The 21,656-nt window shown below is 60.5% G+C and carries 25 protein-coding genes; 11 read left to right on the plus strand and 14 right to left on the minus strand.

Annotation, left to right across the window (positions count from 1 at the left end; translation table 11 throughout):
* Positions 1-42: 42 nt before the first annotated feature.
* Complete coding sequence (locus tag A1QA_RS0107035) at positions 43-1,443, minus strand: nicotinate phosphoribosyltransferase (protein WP_017178212.1); 1,401 nt, start codon at positions 1,441-1,443, stop codon at positions 43-45.
* Between the two features lie 34 nt (positions 1,444-1,477).
* Between A1QA_RS0107035 and clpS the strand changes: the two genes are divergently transcribed.
* Genes clpS through A1QA_RS0107060 form a run of 5 tightly spaced genes read left to right on the plus strand, consistent with a single transcriptional unit; the run spans position 1,478 to position 4,714 of the window.
* Entirely contained in the window at positions 1,478-1,831 is a 354-nt protein-coding gene (gene clpS / locus A1QA_RS0107040) for an ATP-dependent Clp protease adapter ClpS (RefSeq protein ID WP_017178213.1), read from the plus strand.
* Complete coding sequence (locus A1QA_RS0107045; protein ID WP_017178214.1) at positions 1,828-2,391, plus strand: DUF2017 family protein; 564 nt, start codon at positions 1,828-1,830, stop codon at positions 2,389-2,391. The genes clpS and A1QA_RS0107045 overlap by 4 nt, the downstream gene beginning before the upstream one ends.
* Before the next feature lie 42 nt (positions 2,392-2,433).
* A complete protein-coding gene (murI, locus tag A1QA_RS13950; protein WP_017178215.1) occupies positions 2,434-3,318 on the plus strand; it encodes a glutamate racemase in 885 nt (294 codons plus the stop codon).
* Positions 3,315-4,121: an MBL fold metallo-hydrolase gene (locus A1QA_RS0107055; protein WP_017178216.1), complete on the plus strand. Its 807-nt coding sequence runs from the start codon at positions 3,315-3,317 to the stop codon at positions 4,119-4,121. The genes murI and A1QA_RS0107055 overlap by 4 nt, the downstream gene beginning before the upstream one ends.
* Positions 4,118-4,714, plus strand: coding sequence for a DUF3054 family protein (locus A1QA_RS0107060; RefSeq protein WP_017178217.1), 597 nt, complete (start codon positions 4,118-4,120; stop codon positions 4,712-4,714). Before A1QA_RS0107055 ends, A1QA_RS0107060 begins: the two co-directional genes overlap by 4 nt.
* On the opposite strand, the gene rdgB is transcribed toward A1QA_RS0107060, so the two are convergent.
* Complete coding sequence (gene rdgB / locus A1QA_RS0107065; protein WP_017178218.1) at positions 4,667-5,383, minus strand: RdgB/HAM1 family non-canonical purine NTP pyrophosphatase; 717 nt, start codon at positions 5,381-5,383, stop codon at positions 4,667-4,669. The two genes, A1QA_RS0107060 and rdgB, sit on opposite strands and share 48 nt — an antisense overlap.
* A gap of 2 nt (positions 5,384-5,385) precedes the next feature.
* Positions 5,386-6,174 (minus strand): ribonuclease PH, encoded by a 789-nt coding sequence (gene rph, locus A1QA_RS0107070; protein ID WP_017178219.1) that lies wholly within the window; start codon positions 6,172-6,174, stop codon positions 5,386-5,388.
* A gap of 661 nt (positions 6,175-6,835) precedes the next feature.
* On the opposite strand from rph, the gene A1QA_RS15350 reads away from it, so the two are divergent.
* Positions 6,836-8,722 carry an ATP-dependent nuclease gene (locus tag A1QA_RS15350; protein WP_082181207.1) on the plus strand — a complete coding sequence of 629 codons (1,887 nt, stop codon included), beginning with the start codon at positions 6,836-6,838 and terminating at the stop codon, positions 8,720-8,722.
* Between the two features lie 9 nt (positions 8,723-8,731).
* Complete coding sequence (locus A1QA_RS15355) at positions 8,732-10,450, plus strand: UvrD-helicase domain-containing protein (protein ID WP_082181208.1); 1,719 nt, start codon at positions 8,732-8,734, stop codon at positions 10,448-10,450.
* A gap of 88 nt (positions 10,451-10,538) precedes the next feature.
* Here A1QA_RS15355 and A1QA_RS0107085 read toward each other — a convergent pair whose 3' ends face one another.
* A complete protein-coding gene (locus tag A1QA_RS0107085) occupies positions 10,539-10,772 on the minus strand; it encodes a helix-turn-helix domain-containing protein (RefSeq protein ID WP_043508373.1) in 234 nt (77 codons plus the stop codon).
* Positions 10,773-10,893: 121 nt separating this feature from the next.
* On the minus strand, positions 10,894-12,033 hold the full coding sequence (locus A1QA_RS0107090) for a hypothetical protein (protein WP_026048766.1): 1,140 nt from the start codon (positions 12,031-12,033) through the stop codon (positions 10,894-10,896).
* A 255-nt stretch (positions 12,034-12,288) separates the two neighbouring features.
* Here A1QA_RS0107090 and A1QA_RS0107095 point away from each other — a divergent pair, with 255 nt between their 5' ends.
* Complete coding sequence (locus A1QA_RS0107095) at positions 12,289-12,813, plus strand: hypothetical protein (RefSeq protein WP_154652309.1); 525 nt, start codon at positions 12,289-12,291, stop codon at positions 12,811-12,813.
* 17 nt (positions 12,814-12,830) lie between these two features.
* Here A1QA_RS0107095 and A1QA_RS0107100 read toward each other — a convergent pair whose 3' ends face one another.
* Positions 12,831-13,172, minus strand: a complete 342-nt coding sequence (locus tag A1QA_RS0107100) for a hypothetical protein (RefSeq protein WP_154652310.1) — start codon at positions 13,170-13,172, stop codon at positions 12,831-12,833.
* Positions 13,173-13,348: 176 nt separating this feature from the next.
* Positions 13,349-13,861, minus strand: a complete 513-nt coding sequence (locus A1QA_RS0107105) for a GNAT family N-acetyltransferase (RefSeq protein ID WP_017178226.1) — start codon at positions 13,859-13,861, stop codon at positions 13,349-13,351.
* A 105-nt stretch (positions 13,862-13,966) separates the two neighbouring features.
* Between A1QA_RS0107105 and A1QA_RS0107110 the strand changes: the two genes are divergently transcribed.
* Together A1QA_RS0107110 and A1QA_RS15855 are read left to right on the plus strand one after the other, a co-directional pair.
* Positions 13,967-14,182, plus strand: coding sequence for a helix-turn-helix domain-containing protein (locus A1QA_RS0107110; RefSeq protein ID WP_017178222.1), 216 nt, complete (start codon positions 13,967-13,969; stop codon positions 14,180-14,182).
* Between the two features lie 129 nt (positions 14,183-14,311).
* On the plus strand, positions 14,312-14,965 hold the full coding sequence (locus A1QA_RS15855) for a DUF6037 family protein (RefSeq protein WP_154652311.1): 654 nt from the start codon (positions 14,312-14,314) through the stop codon (positions 14,963-14,965).
* 369 nt (positions 14,966-15,334) lie between these two features.
* Here the strand turns inward: A1QA_RS15855 and A1QA_RS15860 are convergent, their stop codons facing one another.
* From A1QA_RS15860 to A1QA_RS15870, 7 genes are all read right to left on the minus strand, one after another.
* Positions 15,335-15,619, minus strand: a complete 285-nt coding sequence (locus A1QA_RS15860) for a hypothetical protein (RefSeq protein WP_154652312.1) — start codon at positions 15,617-15,619, stop codon at positions 15,335-15,337.
* A gap of 37 nt (positions 15,620-15,656) precedes the next feature.
* Complete coding sequence (locus tag A1QA_RS15360; RefSeq protein ID WP_082181173.1) at positions 15,657-16,466, minus strand: EndoU domain-containing protein; 810 nt, start codon at positions 16,464-16,466, stop codon at positions 15,657-15,659.
* Positions 16,467-16,484: 18 nt separating this feature from the next.
* A complete protein-coding gene (locus tag A1QA_RS15865) occupies positions 16,485-16,748 on the minus strand; it encodes a hypothetical protein (protein ID WP_154652313.1) in 264 nt (87 codons plus the stop codon).
* A gap of 9 nt (positions 16,749-16,757) precedes the next feature.
* Positions 16,758-17,018 (minus strand): hypothetical protein, encoded by a 261-nt coding sequence (locus tag A1QA_RS0107115; protein WP_017178227.1) that lies wholly within the window; start codon positions 17,016-17,018, stop codon positions 16,758-16,760.
* A gap of 22 nt (positions 17,019-17,040) precedes the next feature.
* Positions 17,041-17,295, minus strand: coding sequence for a hypothetical protein (locus A1QA_RS0107120; RefSeq protein WP_017178228.1), 255 nt, complete (start codon positions 17,293-17,295; stop codon positions 17,041-17,043).
* A gap of 69 nt (positions 17,296-17,364) precedes the next feature.
* The gene (locus A1QA_RS0107125) at positions 17,365-19,695 is read right to left on the minus strand and encodes an FtsK/SpoIIIE domain-containing protein (protein ID WP_026048767.1); all 2,331 of its coding nucleotides are present in this window, start codon (positions 19,693-19,695) and stop codon (positions 17,365-17,367) included.
* The gene (locus A1QA_RS15870; RefSeq protein ID WP_154652314.1) at positions 19,692-20,810 is read right to left on the minus strand and encodes a tetratricopeptide repeat protein; all 1,119 of its coding nucleotides are present in this window, start codon (positions 20,808-20,810) and stop codon (positions 19,692-19,694) included. Before A1QA_RS15870 ends, A1QA_RS0107125 begins: the two co-directional genes overlap by 4 nt.
* A gap of 350 nt (positions 20,811-21,160) precedes the next feature.
* Between A1QA_RS15870 and A1QA_RS15875 the strand changes: the two genes are divergently transcribed.
* On the plus strand, positions 21,161-21,559 hold the full coding sequence (locus A1QA_RS15875; protein WP_154652315.1) for a hypothetical protein: 399 nt from the start codon (positions 21,161-21,163) through the stop codon (positions 21,557-21,559).
* The last annotated feature ends 97 nt before the right edge of the window (positions 21,560-21,656 follow it).

Genomic DNA, 21,656 nt, shown 5'->3' on the forward strand with positions numbered 1-21,656 from the left:
GTCCCTCAAGCGCCGGTCGACGCCCGTCCGCGACCCAGCGCCTCAGCGCCGGGTCGCGGTGCGGCCGTCGAGGTCGAGATAGCGGGTCGGGATCGCGGCGTCGCCGTCGCTGAGCCTCCACGCCTCGTAGGGCAGCTCCGCGCGCGCCACCTGGTGGCGCTCCGCCGCGGCCGCCAGCGCACCGGCGCCCCGGTGCTCCTCCACGATCCGCCCATCGATGACGAGCGGCACCTGCAGGGGGCGCGCCCCCGCCTCCTCCAGCGCCGCCAGGCCCTCGGCCTCGGTGCGCGCCGAGACGAGCAGCTCCTCCGTGGCGGTTCCCGCGCCGTCGATGACGCGCCCTGCCCACTTGCGGCCGCCCACCGTCGACTTGCCGCCCGAGGAGAACTTCGCGACCTCGGCCATCTCGCCGTCGGCCCCCCGGCGCTCCACGAGCTTGTAGACCAGGGCCGCCGTCGGGCGCCCCGAGCCCGTCACGAGCTTCGTGCCCACGCCGTAGGAGTCCACGGGCGCGGCGCCGAGCGCGGCGATCGCGTGCTCATCGAGGTCGTTCGTCACCGTGATCCTCGTCGACGTCGCCCCCAGGGCGTCGAGCTGCGCGCGCACCTTGAAGGCCTCGGCCACGAGGTCGCCGGAGTCCAGGCGCACCGCGCCGAGCTCGCCGCCGGCCGCCCGGGCGGCCTTGACGGCCCGCTCCACGCCCGTGGCGATGTCGTAGGTGTCCACGAGGATCGTCGTGCCCGGGCCCAGCGAGGCCACCTGCGCGGCGAAGGCCTCCTCCTCACTGTCATGCAGGAGGGTGAAGGAATGCGCGGAGGTCCCGACCGTCGGGATCCCGAAGCGCATGCCCGCCTCCAGGTTCGAGGTCGCCGTGAAGCCGCCGATGACGGCCGCCCGCGCCGCCGCGACAGCAGCCTCCTCATGCGCTCGGCGCGCCCCGAAGTCCGCGCAGGGGCGCCCGTGGGCGGCGATCGTCATGCGCGAGGCCGCCGAGGCCACCGCGCAGTCGTAGTTGTAGATCGACAGCGCCAGCGTCTCGATGATGCAGGCCTCCGCGAACGTGCCCTCCACCGTGAGCAGGGGCGAGCCGGCCAGATAGCACTCGCCCTCCGCGTAGCCCCGGATCGTTCCCCGGAACCGGTAGCCGCGCAGGAAGTCCAGCGTGGCGTCGTCGACGACCCCGGTGCGGTGCAGGAAGTCGATCTGCTCGGGGGCGAAGGTGAAGGCCTCGATGGCGTCCAGGAGGCGCCCCGTGCCGGCCACCACGCCGAAGCGCCGGGAGCCTGGCAGCTTGCGGCCGAAGAGCTCGAAGACGCTGTCCCGCTCGGCGGTGCCGGCCCGAAGCGCCGACTGGAGCATGGTGAGCTCGTACATGTCGGTCATGAGCGAGGTCGAGGCCGCGGTGGGCAGCGAGGCGGGCAGAGCGCCGGGCGTGATCGTCATGACAACAGCCTAGTCCCAACGGAATGCGCGCCGCATGCCCGCCACCTCCGGCTACGCTGACAGCATGAGCCCCGCCGTGCCGGTCGCGGAACCGATCATCCAGGCAGATGAGCGCACCAGCGCCCATCGCCTGTGGGCCACTGTCGTCCACGACGACCCCATCAACACCATGGACTACGTCACCTGGGTCTTCGCCAGCTACTTCGGCTACCCCCGCTCCAAGGCCGCCCACCTCATGATGCAGGTCCACATGACAGGCCGGGCCACCGTCTCCCGCGGCGAGCGCCCCCGCATGGAGGCCGACGTCACCGCCATGCACTCCTATGGGCTGCGCGCCACCATTGAGCCACTGGCGGGCCTGCCCGACGGCGGGGGAGAGGACCGATGAGGGCCTTCGCCGCCGTCGACGGCGGATGGGAGAGCCAGCTGGCCGCCTGGGAGCGCGAGGCCCTGGCCGGCCTCCTCCTGCAGGTGGCCACCGTCCTGCGCGCCGACGACGACCACCCCGCCGAGACCTCGGCGGACCTCGCGCTCCGGGCCGAGGCCGCCCTCGCCCGCGAGACCCTCCTGCCCGATGCCTCGGAGGACCCGGAGGTCGCCGTCGCCATCTCCGCCCTCAGGCGCGCGGATCTGCGCGACCTCAAGGACTCCCGGGCGCGCGACGTCGTCGCCGAGCTCCTGGCCCCCTCCGGCTCCGGCGGCGCCGTCCGGGTGGCGGCGGGAGCGGAGGGCGCGTGGCTGGGGGCGCTCAACGACGCCCGACTCCTCCTCGCCCGGCGCCTGGGGATCGATAGCCCCGAGGCCGCTGAGGCGATTCACTCCCTCGCTGACTCGGCGCCTGGCAGGGACGCGGATCCGCAGGTCAGGGAGCGACATGCGGCGGCGATCCTCTACACGATGCTCACCTGGTGGCAGGAATCACTGGTCTCAGGGCTCCTCGGGGACTGAGCGCCGCATAGTCTCGGGTCCATGAATGACGCCGCCATCGGAATGTTCGACTCCGGGGTCGGCGGGCTCACGGTGGCGCGCGCCGTCCTGGATCAGCTCCCGGGGGAGAGGATCCTCTACATCGGCGACACCGCGAACACCCCCTACGGGCCGCGTCCCATCGACGAGGTGCGCGCCCTCGCCCTGGGGGTGATGGACGAGCTCGTCGATTCCGGCGTCAAGCTCCTCGTCATCGCCTGCAACACGGCGTCGGCGGCCGTGCTCCACGACGCCCGGGCCCGCTACACCCTTGGCAAGGGCGTGCCGGTCATCGAGGTGATCCATCCCGCCGCCCGCGCAGCCGCCCGCGTCACCCGCAACGGGCGCATCGGCCTCATCGCCACCCAGGGCACCGTGGACTCGCGCGCCTACTCCGACGCCCTGTCAGCCGTCCCGGGCGTCGAGCTCATCAGCCAGGCCTGCCCGCGCTTCGTGGAGCTCGCCGAGCGCGGGATCACCACCGGCCCCGAGGCGCTCGGCGTCGCCGAGGAGTACCTGGCGCCGATGCGCGACGCCGGGGTCGACACCCTCATCCTCGGCTGCACGCACTACCCGCTGCTCGTGGGCCCCATCTCCTACGTCATGGGGGAGGACGTGCGGCTCGTCGCCTCCTCCGATGAGACGGCCAAGGACGTCTACCGCGCCCTCGCCGCCGGCGACCTCCTCCGCGACCCCGCCGCCCCCGCCCCCCGGCACGACTTCCGCTCCACGGGGGACCCGGAGGCCTTCGCCGTGCTCGCCCGCCGCTTCCTGGGCCCCGAGGTCGGCGAGGTCTCCCGCGCTGGCCACCCGGCGCCGTCGGCGCGGCCGGCGGAGCGCACCGAGCAGTCAGCGCAGTCTGAGCAGGCCGTGCCCGTCCCCGCCGCGTCTGACGAGGAGAGCGCATGAGGCTCACGATCATCGGCTGCTCCGGCTCCATGTCGGGACCAGGCTCCTCCGCCTCCTCCTACTTGGTGCAGGCCAGCGGCGGTGACCCCCTGGGCCCGGTCGGCGCCGAGCACACCTGGTCCGTCATCCTCGACCTCGGCCCGGGCTCGATGGGACGCCTCCTCAACCATGTGGACCCCGCCGACCTCGACGCCATCTGCATCTCCCACTGCCACGCGGACCACATGGTCGACCTCGTCGGCATGCACGTCTACCGCCGCTGGAACCCCACCGGCCCGCTTGGCCCCGTCCTCACCCTGGGCCCCTCGAACCTGCTGGAGCGCCTGCGCGGCGTCGACGGCACGGAGAAGACCGACGAGGACTACCGCACCGAGTTCGATGTGCGCACCGTGACACCGGGACGGCCCGTGCGCGTCGGCCCCATGACGATCACCCCCTACACGGCGCTCCACCCGGTGGAGGCCTACGGCTTCCGCATCGAGGGGCCCAGCGAGGATGGATCGCGCATCGTCACCATGGCCTTCACCGGTGACACTGACTCCTGCGAGGGCATGACCGCCATGGCCGAGGGCGTCGACCTCCTCCTGTCGGAGGCCGCCTTCGTCGAGGGCGGGGAGGCCGTGCGCGGCATGCACCTGACAGGGCTGCGCGCCGGCGAGCTCGCCGCCGAGGGGCGCGTGGGGCGCCTCATCCTCACCCACATCCAGCCCTGGACGGACCCCGCCATCCCGCTGGCCGAGGCGCGCCGCGCCTACTCGGGCCCGGTGGACGCCGCCATGAGCTCGATGGTGTGGGAGCTGTGAGCGAGCGCGGGACCACTGCCGCGGGCGCCTCCGCGGGCGAGGGCGATCCCGCCTCCCCGGCTGCCGGGACGGGGAGCCTCATCGACTGGGCCCCCGCCGTCCCCGACGGCGCCGACTGCCCCTGGACCCGTGATCGCCTCACGCGCTGGTGTCTCGTCCTGCCCGCCGACGCTCTCGGGGCCGCCGCGGTGGCCGTGCTGGGGGCGGCGGGTGCGCATGAGCCCGCCGCGATCCCGACGGCGCTGGCCCAGGGGATCGCGGCTGTCGTTGTCGCCTGGGTGGTTGCCTGGGTGCTGGTGCGCGGGCGAGAGCACCACCTCGAGCGGCCCTGGCCGGAGGGCGGCGCCGTCGTCGCCCTGGCATGGGTCGCCTGGACGATCATGCGGGCTGCCGCCCGTGGCGGCGCGGGGCTCGTGTCATGGGGTCTCATGACGGGAGTGCTGCTCGTGGCGGTCCTCATCGGCTGGCGGTGGCTCTACGGCTTCGGCAAGGCGCACGAGTCGCTCACCCCCAAAGGCATCCAGCGCCGCCTCGACGCCTCCCAGTTATTGGGGGAGGCGATGAGTGAGGAGGTCGGCGAGGATGGGCGCTAGGGCTCGGAAGGCCTGGCCGCGGTGCGAGATCGCGTTCTTCTCCGCCGGGCTGAGCTCGGCGCTCGTGCGCCCGGCCGCCCCCGGCTCGTCCTCACTGGCGGGCACGAAGATCGGGTCGTAGCCGAAGCCCCCCTCGCCGATCGGCTCCGTGATGAGCCGCCCCTCCATCGAGCGCTCGATGACCTCCTCGCTGCCCGCGCCGCCACCCTCCCCGGGGACGACGAGGACGGCGGCGCAGGTGAAGCGCGCGGTCCGATGCGGATCCGCGACGGCGCTGATCTGGTCCAGGAGGAGGCGCAGGTTGGCCTCGTCGTCGCCGTGGCGGCCGGACCAGCGGGCGGAGAAGATCCCCGGCGACCCACCGAGCACATCCACGCACAGCCCCGAGTCGTCGGCGACGGCGGGCAGCCCGGTGGCCCGCGCCAGCGCGCGCGCCTTGATGAGGGAGTTCTCCGAGAAGCTGAGTCCGTCCTCGACCGGCTCGGGCGCGCTCAGCTCGGCCGCGGAGATGATCGCCTCCGGCGCGAGCCCGGGCACGAGCGGCGCCAGGATCTCCCGCAGCTCGGCGAGCTTTCCGGGGTTATGGGTGGCCAGGACGAGGCGGGCGCCATCCGGGACCTCGACGGCGGGGGAGCCCACGGACTGCTCGCCGCTGGGAGCCACGCCCATTGTCAGGCCCCCGTGCCCGACGAGACCGTCATGGGCCCGTCGGCGCGCTCTGCCAGCGCCTGGCGCTGGAGCTCGGCCAGCTCGGCGTTGCCCGCGGCGGCCAGGTCGAGCAGGGCGCCGAGCTCGTCGCGGTCGAAGGGGGCGTGCTCAGCGGTGCCCTGGACCTCGATGAAGCGGCCGTCGCCGGTCTGGACGACGTTCATGTCGGTCTGGGCGCGCACGTCCTCCTCGTAGGGCAGGTCGAGGCAGGGAACGCCGTCGATGATGCCGACGCTGATGGCGCTCAGTGAGTCGGCGAGCACGGGCCGCCCGGCGCGGGGCTTGATGAGGCCGCGCTCGGTGCCCCAGGCGACGGCGTCGGCAAGGGCGATGTACGCCCCGGTGATGGCGGCGGTGCGGGTGCCGCCGTCGGCCTGCAGGACGTCGCAGTCCAGGGCGATCGTGTTCTCGCCCAGGGCACCGACATCGATGATGCCGCGCAGGGAGCGGCCGATGAGGCGGGAGATCTCGTGGGTGCGGCCGCCGACCTTGCCGCGCACGGACTCGCGCCCGCTGCGCTCGGATCCGGCACGGGGGAGCATCGCGTACTCGGCGGTCACCCAGCCCTCGCCGCTGCCCTTGCGCCAGCGCGGCACGCCCTCGGTGAAGGAGGCGGCGCACAGCACGCGGGTGCGCCCGAAACTGATGAGGACGCTGCCCTCGGCGTGGTCGAGCCAGCGGCGGGTGATGGTGACGGGGCGCAGCTCGTTGGTCGCGCGCCCGTCCTTGCGGGTGAAGCCAGTCGTAGTCACGCGGGACAGGCTACCGGGCCGGAGCCGTGCCCGCGCGAGGGCAGTACACCTGGGGAGCATCAATCCGAACAACTGGCTACCCCTGCTCGCCTTCCGTAGGCGCCTCATCGCGGGCGAGGTGGCTACGGAATCGAGCACGGCTAGCGTAGCGCCTACTGCGGCGGCTAGCGAGACCACGAGTACCCGCCGCATCCGCAACACGGCCTGCCGACCGATCGACGCAACGAAGAAGCAGCAGATTCTCGATCTGGCCCGCACAGGTATGGGTGTCAGTCAGATCGCTGCGGAGGTCGGCGTCGCAGAGACCACTGTCCGTGCTACCTGCCGCCAGGCCACGCAGCCGCCCCGCCACAGGCGACGCTTCACTACTGATGACCTCCAGCGTGCTCGGCAGCTCCACGCTCAGGGGCGTACCTACATCGAGATCGGCCTGGAGCTCGGCTTCGGGCGGGATACGGTGAGCAAGCATCTGGCGACCGAGCGGTAACGAACAGCAAACTCAGGCCTGATGGCTCTCGCAACGGTAGGACGACCCAGGACGATCCTGAACAACAGCGGTTTTACCAAATCGATACATTAACGACCTGAAAACGGTGCGTCTAGCCTCAAATAGGGTATAATCTGGGTGAGATCTGTCCCGTCTCACCCATTGGCAACCAAAATGCAAATCCGTACGCTAACTATTGACAACTTTCGAGGCATCGCTAACGGGGATGTCATATTTCGGCAACATTCATTGCTTGTTGGTGGCAACAACATTGGTAAATCAACCGTTTGCGAGGCTTTGGATCTGGTGTTGGGTCCGGAACGTCTGTACCGACGTCCGGTCATTGACGAGCACGACTTTCATAATGGAAGATATGAAGAAGATGATGGCTCATCGCGGGACATTGTTATTCGCGTGGTTCTAACAAGCCTCGATCGAACCCATCAGATACGTTTCCGACAACATCTTCGTCGTTGGGATGATGCTTCACTTCAATTTGTTGATGAAGAAGTTAACGGCCTTTCGCGTGCCGACAACGAGAACGTCACCTGGGCGTTGCCGGTGGTATTTGTCGGTCGATATGATCCCGAAGAAGATGACTTCGTTGGGGGAACATTCTTTGATCATCCAGTAAAACATCCGGATGACCTCGACGACGAGGAAAAGGCTTCATTGGGAGGAGGACGCTCGGTGTTTACTCGTGCCCACAAGCGAATCTGCGGATTCATTTACCTGCGTGCATTGCGTACTGGAACACGAGCCTTGAGCCTCCAGCGAGGATCGCTGTTGGACACTATCCTTCGCCTTGGAGAAGAAGGCGACGCAAAGATGTGGCCAGATACTCTTCAGGCACTTAAAGAGATTAACCCAGCTATCGGAGAAATAGAGCAGCTTAAGTCGATTCGCGATCGGTTGCAGGAACGTCTTGGTCAGTTTGTTAATCTCTCTTCTGAGAATGATCCGACATCTTTCTATGCATCCAATCTAACTCGAGACAATCTGCGTGAAGTCGTGAGGCTATTCGTTGCGACTCAACCGAGTAACTATCCTGTTCCTTTCAACCGACAAGGCACTGGGGCAGTCAATCTGCTCGTTTTCGCGTTGCTGACGATCATTGCTGACATGAAGGGAGAGAGTTCGGCAATATTTGTGATGGAAGAGCCTGAGATCGCTTTGTCTCCCCACATCCAACGTCGGGTGGTAAAATATGTTCTCCAAAAAATGGGGCAATCTATAGTCACCTCCCATTCGCCATACATTATTGAGCAGTATGATGCCGAGAGTGTTGTCATTTTAGGTCGTAGTGGCGAGAATCAATTCTCAGGCAATCCGATTGAGGCTGATGTAATTAAGCCAAAGAATTATCGCGCTCAACGTCGGCAGTTTGCTGAGGCGATCCTCAGCAGGGCAGTATTTGTAGTCGAAGGTGCGACCGAAGTCGCGGCCGTTAATGCCGTGTCGACGGCGCTTGAGAAATTCCATAAGGGTTACTCTCACATTGATTTAGCTGGTGTTTCATTATTCAATGCTGAGAATGATCGAGAGGCGCCAAAATTTGGGCCAATTTTCAAAGCTCTTGGGAAGCCAGTGTTCGGTATGCGAGATGAACCAAATAGTCCGGATTCCCCTGACGCAGCAGTTAGTATAGGCAATTTCGACAAGTTTTGGCAATCCCCAGAGAAAGGAATCGAGCGCATACTCGTCGAGGAAACACCTCATCAGGTGCTGCATCGCTTTCTTAGTGAAGTCTCGACACGTGACGACTATCCAGCAAACTGCAACTATGACCCATTTATTGAGGATGTCGATCTAAAATATCTTGTGGAGAAGGTACTAAAAGCAAGAAAAGGAGACTCCTACGGCTTTGGCTATGCTGGATTCCTCATCGAACAGTGTCAAAGTGAGGAAGAACTGCCGCCGTTTATTCGTGATGCGCTGCTCTTTATTGATGAGTATCTGAAGCCGTCAGAAGGATACATTGGTGTTCCCGAGTTTAGCCAGGAAGAGTTGTCATTAGACGGTTCTGCTTTAGATGATCAGATCGGCGAAGAAGAGTTGTAGGTTGTTCGCATGAAAATGTCGAATGATGCCCAGAGCGCACTACAGTCTGAATACCCTGTACTGGTACTTGGCGGCCCTGGATCTGGCAAGACAACCTTATCCCTCGTGAAGGCCAAAACATACGCATCGGAACTTTCCGATGGTCAGGCGGTTCTGTTCTTGAGTTTTTCTCGAGCCGCTGTTCGCCAGGTCGAAATTAGATGCCGTGACCTACTGGACAAACAGGAGCGGCGATCAATCGAGGTGCGTACTTATCACTCCTTTGCGCTGGATGTCATTCAAACTCATGGCCGGCTTCTTTCGGGAGAACCCCCTCGGATCATATCTCCCAACAAAGAAGCGCTTTTAAAATCGCGTTTCTCGGGTCACTGGGCGAGTGAGCTGAAGCGGATGGCGTCAGAAGAAGGATGCTATGCTTTCAGTGAGTTTGCGGCGGTTGCTAATCAACTTATTTCGGGATCGAATGCAGTTGCTGAACTTATTGCAGACACGTACCCGGTGATCATTCTCGACGAATTTCAGGACACCGATGATTCACAATGGGAGCTGGTCAAGACACTTTCGCAGCGGTCGCACCTGATGTTCCTTGCTGATCCCGATCAGCGGATTTTTGAATATGATGAGCATGTGAGTGCTGAGAGACTACAGCATCTTCGTGATTACCTTCGTCCGGCTGAGTTTGATCTCGGTGACGACAATCATCGAAGCCCAAATTCAGGAATTCTCACCTACGCTAACGCCCTACTTCAAAACACTCCTCTTCCGTCAGTACCTGAAGTAGTTGTGTCGCCATACCGTGGAAATGGTATCGATGCGAAAGTACATGCGACTGCCGTATGGATGCTGTCAAGTCTGCGAAGAGAGGGGCTCGAAAAGCCTTCCGTCGCTGTTCTTGCGCGAACCAACTTGATGGTTGCAAATGTCTCCGATTACCTTACTCAGGAGCATGTCTATAGTGGGCAGTCATTCAAGCCGGTTGCGCATGATGTTCTGTGGGATACTGCCCTCACCATATCTGGCTCGCTTGTTGTCGCTTCCATCCTGGAATGGACGGCACTTCCAAAAGACATTGCGTTGATACAAACGTTTGAGCTACTCGCTGAGTACTTTGATGTTAAGAACGCTTCGAAGTCTGGTGGTGTGAAATATGCAAAAGAAATGAGTGATAAGTTGTCAGGTGATATGTTCAGGTTATGTCATGATGATGCCCCGAAGTATAAGTTATCGAAGCACTTCAGCAGAGCTTACGAAACTATGCAAGCATTTAGTGGCAGTCCTGGGGATGATTGGTTGCGAGCTCGCAGTTTATTCGACACCAACATCGGCAAGTTGGATAGCTTATATAATGATGTGAAGTTTGTTCGACTATTTCGAGCGTCCGATCAGATCGGAGAATGTTTGAGTAATCTGTGGGATGAACAAGCAAGTTATCTGGGGGCGTCGAATGCGCTACGTCGTCCGCTTGAAATGCAGTCGCTGCAAGCTGATTATAGAGAGCCTTATGGATGCTCGCTGATGACGGTGCACAAGGCGAAAGGCAAGGAGTTTGACGGCGTAGTCGTTGTTGATGGTGATCCGCGGAGTTCTCATGCATTCGTTCGACTCAATGCGTCAGCGTCGGAACGTGATAGCGCTCGGAGGCTGTTGAGAGTCGCGATCACAAGGGCGCGGCGTCAGGTGGTCTTATTGCGTGCGAGTAATGCGATAGGTTTGGTTGATTCAGACTAGTCGCAATTTCGATTCCTTGCTGCGGCTAGCTTGGGAGGCATGTCTGTGCCCACCACAGCCCTGCTCTCCCACCCCCTTCAACCCTCCACTACTTCTGCAGGAGCGTCAGAGCTTCCACCCCAATCTGCTCGGCCATCTTCTCCAGGCTCTTGAGGGTGAGGTTGCGTTCGCCACGCTCCACTCCGCCCATGTAGGTGCGGTGGACGCCAAGAACGTCTGCGAAGGCTTCTTGGCTCAGGCCTCTCTCCAGCCGGTAGGCACGCAGGTTCCTACCCACCGTCTTCTGGAGATCACCAACAGCCACATCTCTCAGCCTGGCCATCTGCTACTTGAAGGTCTACAGACTGATGAGTAGCATCGGCGTCACGACGGCAGATCTTAGGGTGAGAGGAGGGACCCCCGTGATGTGTGGTGGCGACTGAGCAGGTGTACAGCATTCAGCACTACGCTGCCTCGGAGCGCTCGCTCTGGGGCAGCTCGTCTTCGAGCGTCCAAACGACGGCGAATCCGCTCTTGGACAGCAACCACCCAGGTGCGCGGAGGCTGAGCGATCTGCCAGCTGCCCGCTTCGGCGATGGGACGATCTGCGCTGCGCGCCCGTTGGCAGCCATGTCTGTGACGCTGACGCTGTCGATGCTGGTGTTGGTGTAGTCCAGGTCGAAGCTGAAGCCACGTGCTGGCTGCGGCAGCTCAACGTAGATGCGGTGGCCCCACGCAGGCGTCACGGTGCGGTAAACGTGACGGATGCGGACGGGGTTGCCCGCGGTGGAGACAGAGGTGTCGACAATGTAGGTCTGTCCACCCTCGTGTTCCGTGCGGCGGATTGGCATCTCCTCGCCGTCGACGGTGAACGACAGCAGTTCGAAGCAACGCCGGCTGGCGGCATCCATCCCGGGCCGTGGAGTCATGAGCCACGTCGTCGTGATGGGGGTGTCCATCACCAGCGCGTTGTACGCCGCCCGATCGGATACGCAAGCGAAGCGGCGCTCACTACCACTGGGCACGGTGGTGTACTCCCACTCCACCGTCACGTCGAGCAGAGGAGTACCTGCGGTACTCCTCTCTACTGCAGTAGAGAGCCGAACGCGTGCCTCGACGTCGTACCACCGCTCGGCGGCGCGGATGGCTTGGTCGCGGATGTCGGCATAGATCTCGCGGGCGAACTGCTCGTCGCCCAGTCGCTGCGCCATGATGGCCGCCGCCGCATCGTCGAGCCGTTCGGGCGTGGTCAGGCGAGCCAGCTCTGCAGGGTGGCGGGTAAGGCCCTCGCACAGGGCGCTCCACAGCTTGGCCGGCGACAGGTCGACAATGGCCTGCTGGGTGCGCTGGATGGCGACGTCCTCTTGGTCGCGCCGGTAGGAGTAGTCCAGAACGGTGGAGACCAGGCCAGCCCCAAGCAATGGGCCACCGACCTCATCCAGCGGCAGATGATGCAGCCAGCTCCAGTCGCCCAGGCTCAGCGTCGCCAGCCAGGCGTTGAGCATGATGAGCAGAATACCGATCAAGGTGAATGAGACGGCCAGCAACGCTGCTTTGGTCTTGAGCAGCCGACGATACAGCGGTAGTACATCTTTGCTGGCCATGAATAGATATAGTATAACAAAACATGAACAAAAAGAGCAAACGTGAGCAGTGTTGTCAGAGTATGGCAAATGGAGCGCAGGTAAGTCGAGCAGCAGGGCAATATACCGTAGACAATCCCGCCGTAAAGGGTGTCATTAGAAGTGGTACTCACACACGACACCCCCGCATTTGCACAGGTCAGCACCAGTTTCGAATGCGACAGAAATAAGCATCCCGACATTGTTTGCATGCCCGCTTTGTGTTTAAATAGAACTATGACAAACGAAGAACTCTCACAGCAAATTGCAGCACTCACAACAACCGTAACCGAAAAATTTAACGAGATCGACAAGCGGCTTGAAGGAATCGATGGGCGGCTCGACAAGTTGCAGGCGGGGCAGGATGACCTGCGTGCTAAGTACGACGATCTGGTCATGAAATACGACGATCTGAAGGCCGGCCAGGACGATCTGCGTGCTAAATACGATGAGCTGAACGAGAAGCAGGGTCACATCGTCAATGCACAGAAGACCATCGCCAAGATGCAGGCTGACCTGCAGCACACCGTGGAAGAGCAGGGTGCCAAGCTGGAGGAGGACTTCACCGACATGAAGGCAACGCAGGCGAGCATCCAGCACGACATCGCACGGATCAACCGCAAGATGGTCGTCGAAGCCGGCGTGCGCGACACGATGCACGAGAGCGTCTTCACCACGCAAGACAGCCACTACCGCGACCTTGATCGTCGCCTCCGCCTGGTGGAAGCCCACTTTCCCGAACTAGGGCAGCAGGGAGCGTAGGTACTGCTAGCGCTAACTCAACGGCGCTCGGCTTCACTATCCATCATTCGGCCAATCACCCATCTGAGCCGCTGCGCCGTCTCAGGGCTGACGTCCAGCCCGTGGTGCCCGTCGCCGAGGTAGAGCCACTCATCCGCTTCACCGGCGTACTGGTAGCGCACCAGGTAGAGCTCGGTCGGTACTGCCTGCCGCTGGGGTACACCGTCGCTGCCGTGCCCGCGCTGGGGGACGACGCCCGCCACGGGGAGATGAGCACTCTCGTGGACGACACCATCAAGCTCATCACTCGCCACATCATGGTTGACGACGCACCACGCAGGGCATCGCTCCGCTTCACCTGCTGGCTGCTCAGGCCGCACGCTGCCTCCTCTCCCCCAAGCTCCGTCTGCTTGCACGACCGCAGCCAACCGCAACGCGAGGCGCGAAAGCCAGGCCAGCGGCAGCAGCCAACGGAGAACAGCGACATTGGACTTAGAAGCAGGGAACAGGGAGCAGCTGGCCACCGCCGACCATCCACTCCCCCGCGTCCATCTCCCTACACTCCAGTGATGCGCGCCAGCACCAGCATGTCCACGTACTGGCCGCCCACCAGGCAGCGCTGCGTCAGCCGGCCTTCTTCGACGAAACCGAGGCTGCGGAAGAGACCGAGCGAAGCGGCGTTACCCGCCACGATCCACGCCTCCAGGCGATGCAGCCCCAGGTGGCCAACCGCCCAGTCGATGACTGCCCGGCTGCCCGCCGCGCCATAGCCCTGGCCTCGATCGTTCGGCCGCCAGATGCAGATGCCCACCTGGGCGACACGGCTACGCCAGTCGATGGCATGGATCGAGGCCTCACCGACCAGCCGCCCTTCGCTATCTGCCAAGACGAAGCTGTAGGCCGTCGCAGGCTGCGGGCCCGCTGTATCGGCGATCTTGCGGCGCAACTCTGCGCTGCTCCTGGGCCGCCAGTACGGCGGGCCATACTGCGCCAGCTCCGGCCAGTGCGCGCACGCCTCGAGGATAGTGGAGATGTGGGCCTCGGCCAGGGCCTGGAGGATGATGGTCATGGTGTCCCTCCCTCTCTGATACCGCACATCATCTGCCGCTCATCCCACTTGATGCTACTCATCAGTCTGTAGACCTTCAAGTAGCAGGCGGCCAGGCTGAGAGATGTGGCTGTTGGTGATCTCCAGAAGACGGTGGGTAGGAACCTGCGTGCCTACCGGCTGGAGAGAGGCCTGAGCCAAGAAGCCTTCGCAGACGTTCTTGGCGTCCACCGCACCTACATGGGCGGAGTGGAGCGTGGCGAGCGCAACCTCACCCTCAAGAGCCTGGAGAAGATGGCCGAGCAGATTGGGGTGGAAGCTCTGACGCTCCTGCAGAAGTAGTGGAGGGTTGAAGGGGGTGGGAGAGCAGGGCTGCTGATGTTTGTCAGCATTGATGACAGTAGCCTGTATTTCTGCTGACTGCTCGGTAGGATGATGCATCATCAGTTGGTACACGAAGGGGTCGCTACTATGTCCTTGCCGCTACGAAATCTGAAGGCACTGCGAGACGCCATGCGGAAGCAAAGATGGGTGGTGACGTGCTTTGACTTTACCTACAAAAAGCAGGGGTACTACGTCACAGTTACCGACTACATCAACAGTCCAAAGCCGGATGACTATGCGCTCGTTCACCTGTGCTTCATGAGGAAGTCAGATATCGCAGACTCTCTCTCGGTGCCTGCGAATCAGAACGGGCTTATGGTAGACGCGCAAACACTAAGAGAGTTCTTCGGCATCGAGTGGGCGGACAACTTAGGTGACCTCTTACATCAGTTCACTGAGCAGTTTGGCAAGTGGATTCCTGTCGAAATCAAGGATCTGAGCGAGGGACAAAAGAAAGCCGTTGTGCGACAACTAGGCATCTCGGATGCTAGCGACGATCCCGACAAGATCTACTGCATAGACGTGAGACGAACCGGCAAGAAGAGTGACGGCAGCTTGAAAAAGCGTTCGCCCTTCAACTCACAAAAGAGCGAGTTCTTGCGCCCAGAGCTCTATGCCAAGTTTAAAGATGACTCGAACTTGAGTTTCTATTATTCGGTTGACCTATCGGAGGAGAAAACTGATGGGGAAATCATTGCGAGTGTCGCTGCGAGAGAATCGACTCAGCTTCGTCGAAAGTAAAGCTCATGTCAGGAAACTGAGGCTATCACTTGCCTCTCACACCATCTTTGCTGGTGAGAGAGGCTCTCCGTCGCCATTGACGCTGAACGCGTTCAACGTCTTGGCGTAGTTGATCTGTTGATTCTTGCCGCTTGAACCCGAATTCCTGGTAGTAATCAATGGCTCTTGTCTGTTGAGGGGTAGAAATTCTATTCACAGTTATGCCATGCAATAGAAGTACATATTAACGCCAGTTAATTACATTGAGGTTTATTCACAGGGTTAGCTGGCTCCAGCATCTGCGCAGGTCAAAGCACCTTTGCCGGATGCTGTGAATAGGCCTTATTGTATGAATGATCGCCTCAGGCAGATTAGTTTTTGTGTTGATGGCTAGCATCCTACAACAAAGTCAAAGTAGTCGCGATGAAACGCCTCCCCCTCCTCTTCTTCTACAATGGAGACTAAGGTTTCGAGTGTTTTAATTTCTGTTTCTGACAAGTGTTTGTTTTGCTTAGATAAGTTAGAGGCAACGCAGAGACATATGTGCTCTAGTGAAATTGCCCACTCGCCGACCCTGGCGTATTCTCTCGCTTCTTCGGCTTGTGATTGAGACAAGTAAGGAGATTCGTCAATATAACTGTAAAGTGCTATCGTTTGTTTAACTTGTTCGCTCATGGACATAATATAACACGCTCCAATTGATTTGCCAAGGTTATTTATGCCTATAGTTGTCTGTTGGGTGCGAGGTGATTATACCTTCACCAGAAGGCTCTATGATGACGTTTACTTCAACCTCGTCGACCATGAACTTTGCTTTCCATCTCGTTCTGATATGTTCGTGTTGTTGTCTGGCTTTTTTAAGTGTTGCGTCAGTAGGGGTGGTGGGTTTCCAGTTCGTTGACGGGTTAATTACTATCTGTGATGTAACTTTCATTATTTTCTGGGCTGTCCACTCTTTAGGGAATGCGTTTTTGCTACTTACTCCTGGATACAAGTGTCCTTTGATGATCTTCGGCCTTTCTTTGTATTGAATGTCATCTAAGGGGCCGTAAAGAATGTGGTTGGTGCGTCTGTCGGTGGCTAAGTTCCCCGTGGCTAGGCCATACACGCTGTCGGTGGTAGGGTCAATGACTCTCGTCCTCCAGCGTTTTTTTTGTTCAGTTACCCAGGCTTTTAATATTGTTACCTCAGTGACGTACTGGCGCACTGCTAGTGTGCCTATAGCTTGGGTTACGGTGTTGGCAACAGCGGGGTGACCTTGAATTCTGATGATTAGCTCGTCGTTAGCATTGTTGTATGCAGTGATGCAGCCTCTGGTGATGTTGTCTATGATATATTGAGCTGTCTTGAGATTGATCGTCGCTATCCAGGCGTCGTCGCTGCAGTATTTGGATAGTTGACTGGAGACATCGCTGATAATGTCGCTAAGTCGGCTGAGTGTTCCTTGCGTGCCACTGGTCGAAGTGAGTAGTTCTCGGCCTCGATGTAGTTCGTCAATCACTTCCTGAAAGTTGTGCGACATTGCGTGCTGTCCTTGGTGCTAGTCTTCCGGCGGTGGGTCAAGTGGAATCGCTTCGATATTACCTATTGCGTCGTTGATGCTTGCTCGACAGTTTTCCAGGTATCCTTTTACCCCCGCCATTTGCTGCAGCATCACCTCGGTGAGTTGATGGCCGTCGGCAACGCTGTGGGTAATTGCGGCTACGTCGTGGGCGCTGGTATCGGCGTTTTTCACCAAGCCAAGTGCGTCCTGTAGCTGCTGGAGAAGTTTCTGCTTTGCCTCTTCGCTAATGGTTTCTGGCATGAGGTGGGGCTACTGCTGAGCGTGCTGGACGAAGTCGTCGACGGCGGAGCTGAGCTGGCTCATGGCGGCTGCGCAGCTCTCGAGAGCTTGGCTGGCGGTGCGAACTTGCTGGGCGGCGCTCTCGCCCGTTTGGGAGGGAGCAGTGACGGACTGCAGCTCATCTGCCTTCTGAGACAGGGACTGGGCGGTGGCGCTAGTACCGGTGCTGAGCTGGGTGGCGTTGCTGCCGATCTGCTGGGCAGCAGCGACGACGTTGGCGAGGGCGGGCATAGCGGTGCTCCTGTTTCTTGTCTTAGAGGTTGATGACTTGCTGGCAGCCGTCTGCAGAGGCGTTGAGCGCGCTTTCGGCACCGCCGAGGCTGTCGAGTGCCTGGCTGAGCGCGGCGAGCATGCGCTGCTCGTGGCCGGCGTTGTCGCCTTCCAGCTCGGACGTGACGAGGGTGATGGAGTCCTCGGTCTTGGTCTTGAAGCTGGCGATCTGCGAGAGCTGGTCTTCGATCTGCTGCTTGATGGACTCGACGGTGGCGAGGACGTCGGCGAGAGACATAGTGTGGGTACCTTTCGACACGGTGGTAGAGAGAGGGAGATGCTGAGCCTGGTGGAGCGGTGGGTTCTGTCAGCTGATGCGGCTGTACGGGATGACGAGCTGTGGGTTGCTCATGGTGGCGCTGTCCCAGACGAGGGCGCGGTTGTCCTGCGGCGTCCAGCGCAGGATGGGCTGCTTGAAGGCCTCGCGGGCTGAGGAATGGTCGAGGTGCATGGCCATGCGGATGTCGAAGTTGTTGTCGCCGCCGAGCCCGACCATGGCTTTGAAGGAGAAGTATTTGTTCCACCAGCCCAGGAGGTGGATGCCAGCCAACGGAGCATTGGCGAAGAGCGCCTTGATCTTGGTGGTGTCGCTGCGCCAACGCTCTAAGCCGAGGCCGATGACGTAGACCGGTGGCGCGCTGGCATCGTCGGCTGTGAATGCGGCTCGCTCGGCCAGTTCGTCGACGAGAGCATCTGCCTGGTGCTTGTCGACAATGCGGTAGGTGCCGCCGATCTTGGTGAGCTGCTGCTCGAAGGCGGCGCGCACAGAGTCACGAGCCGGTAGGTGCCAGTCGCCGATCAGGTCGAGAAGAATGAACTCGGCAGCGGGCGTGCTGTGCAGGAGGGAGAGCGCAGTGTTGAGCAGGACGGCGTGGCCCGGGCCGGTGCCAAGCAGCGCCAGGTTGCGGCCGACGTCGGTCGTGAAGTCGACCGTGAGTGGCGCGGCACCGACGCTGATGCGTCTGCCAAGCATCGCCTGGCCGGCGTGGAGCGACGGCAAGACGCGTGCGTCGTTGTGCAGGCTGAGGCGGCGTTCACCCTCGAAGACCTCTGGTGGGTTGACGGTGCCTTGGGCCTGCTGCCACCAGGCGGTGCGCAGCTCGGCCAAGATGGCGTCGTCGGCGTAGGCGATGGTGGTCTTACGGTTAGACGACAGCTCGCCGTAGTCAAGGTTGACGATGGCCTCTCTGGAGCGCAGGTGGCTGGCAGCGTCGTTCTTGAACCCCAGCGTAGCGTGGGACTCCGCCAGGGAGTTCTTCAGAGCGATGCGCACCGGCACCTGGCCGAAGAGCCCTTCGCCTGCGGTGCCACCCAAGAGGTAGCCGCTGCTGATCGTCTGGGAGGCCAGGATGAAGTGGATGCCGCAGGCGCGGAACAGCCGGGCACCCTTAACCAGCAAGTCGACCGCGCTCTCGGCAGTGTCGTCGTCCTCGCCGAAGAGCATCTGGAACTCGTCGATAACCACCACGATGCGGGGCATGACGGCCTCAGGATCCGCCAGGCGGTACTGGCGGATGTTCTGCACGCCAGCGGCCTTGAAGGTGGCCATGCGCTGGCGGTAGATGGCGAAAAGATGCCGCAGGACGTTGACGCCGTACTCCCTGTCCGCGTCCAGCCCCAGCACACGGGCGTGCGGCAGGAACGAGCCGGTGTGCGGGTCTGGGGCGAAGGCCTGGAGGGTGACGCCTTCCTTGAAGTCGAGCATGTAGAACTCGACCTCGCTAGGGGAGTAGCGCTGGCACAGGGAGTGCACCACCACCGAGATGAGGTTGGACTTGCCCTGCCCGACCGCGCCGGTGATCAGGGCGTTGTGGCGCTGGTTGAGCTCGTCGCCAAGGGTGACCTCCATTGTTGACAGGCCGTGGCGACCAATGACAAAGGTCAGTGCATCGCGGCTGGATTCTGTCCAGGTGTCTGACAGGCTTTCGACTTCCTTGAAGTTCAGCGGTTGTACTGTTGAGTTAGCGATGTCTCGTGCGACTTGCTGTGATGATGAAATGAGTGTCTCTATGGTCTTGATATCGGCATAGCCCGCATAATTATTGCCTGTGGTAACTCTCCCTCCTGGACTTGTTTGGTAGTGGTCGCACTGGTCAATGACGAGTTCTTCGATGACGTTTTGATCCTCATCAGTCAGCGAGTGGATGAGGAAGGTCACGCCGGCGCGAGGGCCAGCACGCAGTAGTTGCATCACCTGTCCTTGAATCTCTTCGTCGAGAGCCAAGAAGTAAGAAGACAGGACGACCAGCTTGTAGCCTTCTGTGACCTGCGGATACTGCTCGCGGAAGGAGAGTAAGTTTGGTGCGCGTCCTTGAATAATATTGAGGACGTCCCGGACGTGATTGCGCAGGAACCGCAGTGTCTCCTTCAGTTCTTCAGCGTCGTTGATCTGCTTGAGAACTTTCTCGCCGCTAGAGTTGACTTCCTGGAATGGTGAAGCGATGCCAGAGAGCGCCGAATCATAGACCAACACCTCCAGCTCCCCAGGACTTGTTCGCGTCAGGGCTTCACAAACGAGAAACTGACAAAACTCCAGCGAACTGAGGTCTGGCGCGGAGTCGTCGACCCAGATATTGTGGTTGCCGATGAGTGGAAACTGATCTCGGCCAATGCGAAATAAGTTTGCGACGCCTGTCATTGTGGCCTCCTTCCATTGACGTACTCCTGTGCGTCGTTCTCCATCTCAAAGTCCAATGCTATGATCTGTCGATCGAGGTCGGCGAGTCGCCGTTCGCCTTCGCGAATTTCTTGCTTGCGCATGAAGTACACGATCCACAGTGGGAAGAAGATGATGCACCAAAATGTGAAACTCGGATCATCTTTAGGAAGAGAGTTCTGGGTGTCGAGAGCCTCAACAACGAGATCTGTTCGCCGAATCTGCTTATCTAACTCAGTTGTTATTGCTGTCCGGCTGATATGAGGGAGATTGCTGTTAGCTATTCTAGTTCTCCACTCGCGATAGTCAGCAGCAGAATGAGCGAAGTCGTACTTATCGAAGCACGCTTTATCGATGGTAGCAATAATGGCGGCTTCCAATTCGATCTGCCAGGATTGCGGCATCCTTGGTGTCGTCTCGAGCAACGTCATAGCCTCGGCGAGAACAGCGTCGTAATCATGCAGTTGCATGAGAGTTTTGACGATCCTCGTCTTGATGTCGAGAACGATAAACTCGTCGGGCTGGTCGATAATCGCTTGGCGAGATTCTTTGATCGATTCGTGAAGGCGCTCCATGCCGAGGTAGATTGCGCCTCTGACCTCATGAATCTCACTCTTCTCGACAGTTGTAGGACTGCGAAAGAGTGCTTCGTCCGTATAGGTGAGTGCCTCTTCGTAGCTATCGACGCTTTGGGCAATCCACGCTGAGACAATATAGGCTTCTGCGCCTGAGTCGTCATCGGCTCGTGCGTGAGCAGCCTCGATCCTGGCGGTACCGATTTCGTTATCATAGTACGACTGCCAGGCGCGCTTCACCCAATCGACTTTGGCAGGCTTCTCTGGGCGCTGCGTTAAAGAGTGATCGTAAGCCTGCCGCGAAATTTCGGTCGCAAACACTTTATTTGCTTCTCGGATATGAGCAAGTTTCTCTCGGACGGCTTCACTTCGCTTACTGTTACCAGATAGGGCCTGCCTGCTTAACCGTTCCTTCTGCAGGGCAAGATGATGCAGTATATCCTCGATAGAAGCGCTCTTGTCGATGTCAAGCTCTGCGTAGAAATCAACAGGAGTTGAATTTTCGGATGAGTAGTCAGTCATGTACCGTTCCCCTTAGGTGGTCAAAGAACTCGGGCGTCATTTGATAGACACGACTCGAGGCTATCCATGCAGCACCGCATGATGACAGTCCGAGTGGTTATACAACAAGTGGTATCGAAGTAGTGGGCATTGTTGTCGTGATGCTACAAATGTGGTCACCTACTTGTGTCGCGTTTCGCAAGTTTGGTGTCGGCTGGCGGTACAAGTTGTTAGACGACTTTTGCAAAGCCTTGCGAGCGGATTGTTTCTCGTGCTTGATTCATGTCATCGCCTACTGCGTAGTAGGCGGTACATTGCCGCCGCGGTTGACAAGAACTGGGCGGTGCCCGCTTCAACAGAGAGGGACGATCATGGCAGCCGACCGAGAGACATCCACCTTCGTCACCAAACGTCTTTCGCAGTCCGACATTCGCAGCGTTTTGCGAGGGCCTCTATCCAACGCGAGCATCGACTCGCTGGGATATGACGCGTTGGCAGAGCCGGACGATATTGGAATTTATGCAGAGCAGAAGATGGGCTTTCGGACCTTTGGGGGAGTGCAGATCTCCGTCAATGCTGACCCAGAGGAGAATGCAAATGTCATCAACGTCACGGCGGTGTGGCATCGTGTTGCCGAAGTTCTCCTCGCCACTGCCTTTAAGCAGAACATCGGTACCCAGATCTCTAAAGGGGCTAGCCTAAAACTGAAAAGCAGCGTCGAAGATGCTCTTAGAGAGGCTGACCCGAACCTGCGTGAGGTTGCATTCTGACCAGAATCGCCATCGATGTCGTTGCGGGGTGTCATACCGCTGCGGTATGACACCCCACAACGGTGTTGAATTGCATTATGCCGACGCAGCCGCCGTC

Origin of the sequence: Actinomyces timonensis DSM 23838 (genome assembly GCF_000295095.1) — a bacterium.
Taxonomy (GTDB): Bacteria; Actinomycetota; Actinomycetes; order Actinomycetales; family Actinomycetaceae; genus Actinomyces; species Actinomyces timonensis.

What these genes read in the sequence shown, in the direction of transcription:
- A1QA_RS0107035 (WP_017178212.1), bottom strand. Translation starts at nt 1,443, where the DNA reads ATGACGATCACGCCCGGCGCTCTGCCCGCCTCGCTGCCCACCGCGGCC.
- clpS (WP_017178213.1), top strand. Translation starts at nt 1,478, where the DNA reads ATGCCCGCCACCTCCGGCTACGCTGACAGCATGAGCCCCGCCGTGCCG.
- A1QA_RS0107045 (WP_017178214.1), top strand. Translation starts at nt 1,828, where the DNA reads ATGAGGGCCTTCGCCGCCGTCGACGGCGGATGGGAGAGCCAGCTGGCC.
- murI (WP_017178215.1), top strand. Translation starts at nt 2,434, where the DNA reads ATGTTCGACTCCGGGGTCGGCGGGCTCACGGTGGCGCGCGCCGTCCTG.
- A1QA_RS0107055 (WP_017178216.1), top strand. Translation starts at nt 3,315, where the DNA reads ATGAGGCTCACGATCATCGGCTGCTCCGGCTCCATGTCGGGACCAGGC.
- rdgB (WP_017178218.1), bottom strand. Translation starts at nt 5,383, where the DNA reads ATGGGCGTGGCTCCCAGCGGCGAGCAGTCCGTGGGCTCCCCCGCCGTC.
- A1QA_RS15350 (WP_082181207.1), top strand. Translation starts at nt 6,836, where the DNA reads ATGCAAATCCGTACGCTAACTATTGACAACTTTCGAGGCATCGCTAAC.
- A1QA_RS15355 (WP_082181208.1), top strand. Translation starts at nt 8,732, where the DNA reads ATGAAAATGTCGAATGATGCCCAGAGCGCACTACAGTCTGAATACCCT.
- A1QA_RS0107085 (WP_043508373.1), bottom strand. Translation starts at nt 10,772, where the DNA reads ATGGCCAGGCTGAGAGATGTGGCTGTTGGTGATCTCCAGAAGACGGTG.
- A1QA_RS0107090 (WP_026048766.1), bottom strand. Translation starts at nt 12,033, where the DNA reads ATGGCCAGCAAAGATGTACTACCGCTGTATCGTCGGCTGCTCAAGACC.
- A1QA_RS0107095 (WP_154652309.1), top strand. Translation starts at nt 12,289, where the DNA reads ATGACAAACGAAGAACTCTCACAGCAAATTGCAGCACTCACAACAACC.
- A1QA_RS0107105 (WP_017178226.1), bottom strand. Translation starts at nt 13,861, where the DNA reads ATGACCATCATCCTCCAGGCCCTGGCCGAGGCCCACATCTCCACTATC.
- A1QA_RS15855 (WP_154652311.1), top strand. Translation starts at nt 14,312, where the DNA reads ATGTCCTTGCCGCTACGAAATCTGAAGGCACTGCGAGACGCCATGCGG.
- A1QA_RS15860 (WP_154652312.1), bottom strand. Translation starts at nt 15,619, where the DNA reads ATGAGCGAACAAGTTAAACAAACGATAGCACTTTACAGTTATATTGAC.
- A1QA_RS15360 (WP_082181173.1), bottom strand. Translation starts at nt 16,466, where the DNA reads ATGTCGCACAACTTTCAGGAAGTGATTGACGAACTACATCGAGGCCGA.
- A1QA_RS15865 (WP_154652313.1), bottom strand. Translation starts at nt 16,748, where the DNA reads ATGCCAGAAACCATTAGCGAAGAGGCAAAGCAGAAACTTCTCCAGCAG.
- A1QA_RS0107115 (WP_017178227.1), bottom strand. Translation starts at nt 17,018, where the DNA reads ATGCCCGCCCTCGCCAACGTCGTCGCTGCTGCCCAGCAGATCGGCAGC.
- A1QA_RS0107120 (WP_017178228.1), bottom strand. Translation starts at nt 17,295, where the DNA reads ATGTCTCTCGCCGACGTCCTCGCCACCGTCGAGTCCATCAAGCAGCAG.
- A1QA_RS0107125 (WP_026048767.1), bottom strand. Translation starts at nt 19,695, where the DNA reads ATGACAGGCGTCGCAAACTTATTTCGCATTGGCCGAGATCAGTTTCCA.
- A1QA_RS15870 (WP_154652314.1), bottom strand. Translation starts at nt 20,810, where the DNA reads ATGACTGACTACTCATCCGAAAATTCAACTCCTGTTGATTTCTACGCA.
- A1QA_RS15875 (WP_154652315.1), top strand. Translation starts at nt 21,161, where the DNA reads ATGGCAGCCGACCGAGAGACATCCACCTTCGTCACCAAACGTCTTTCG.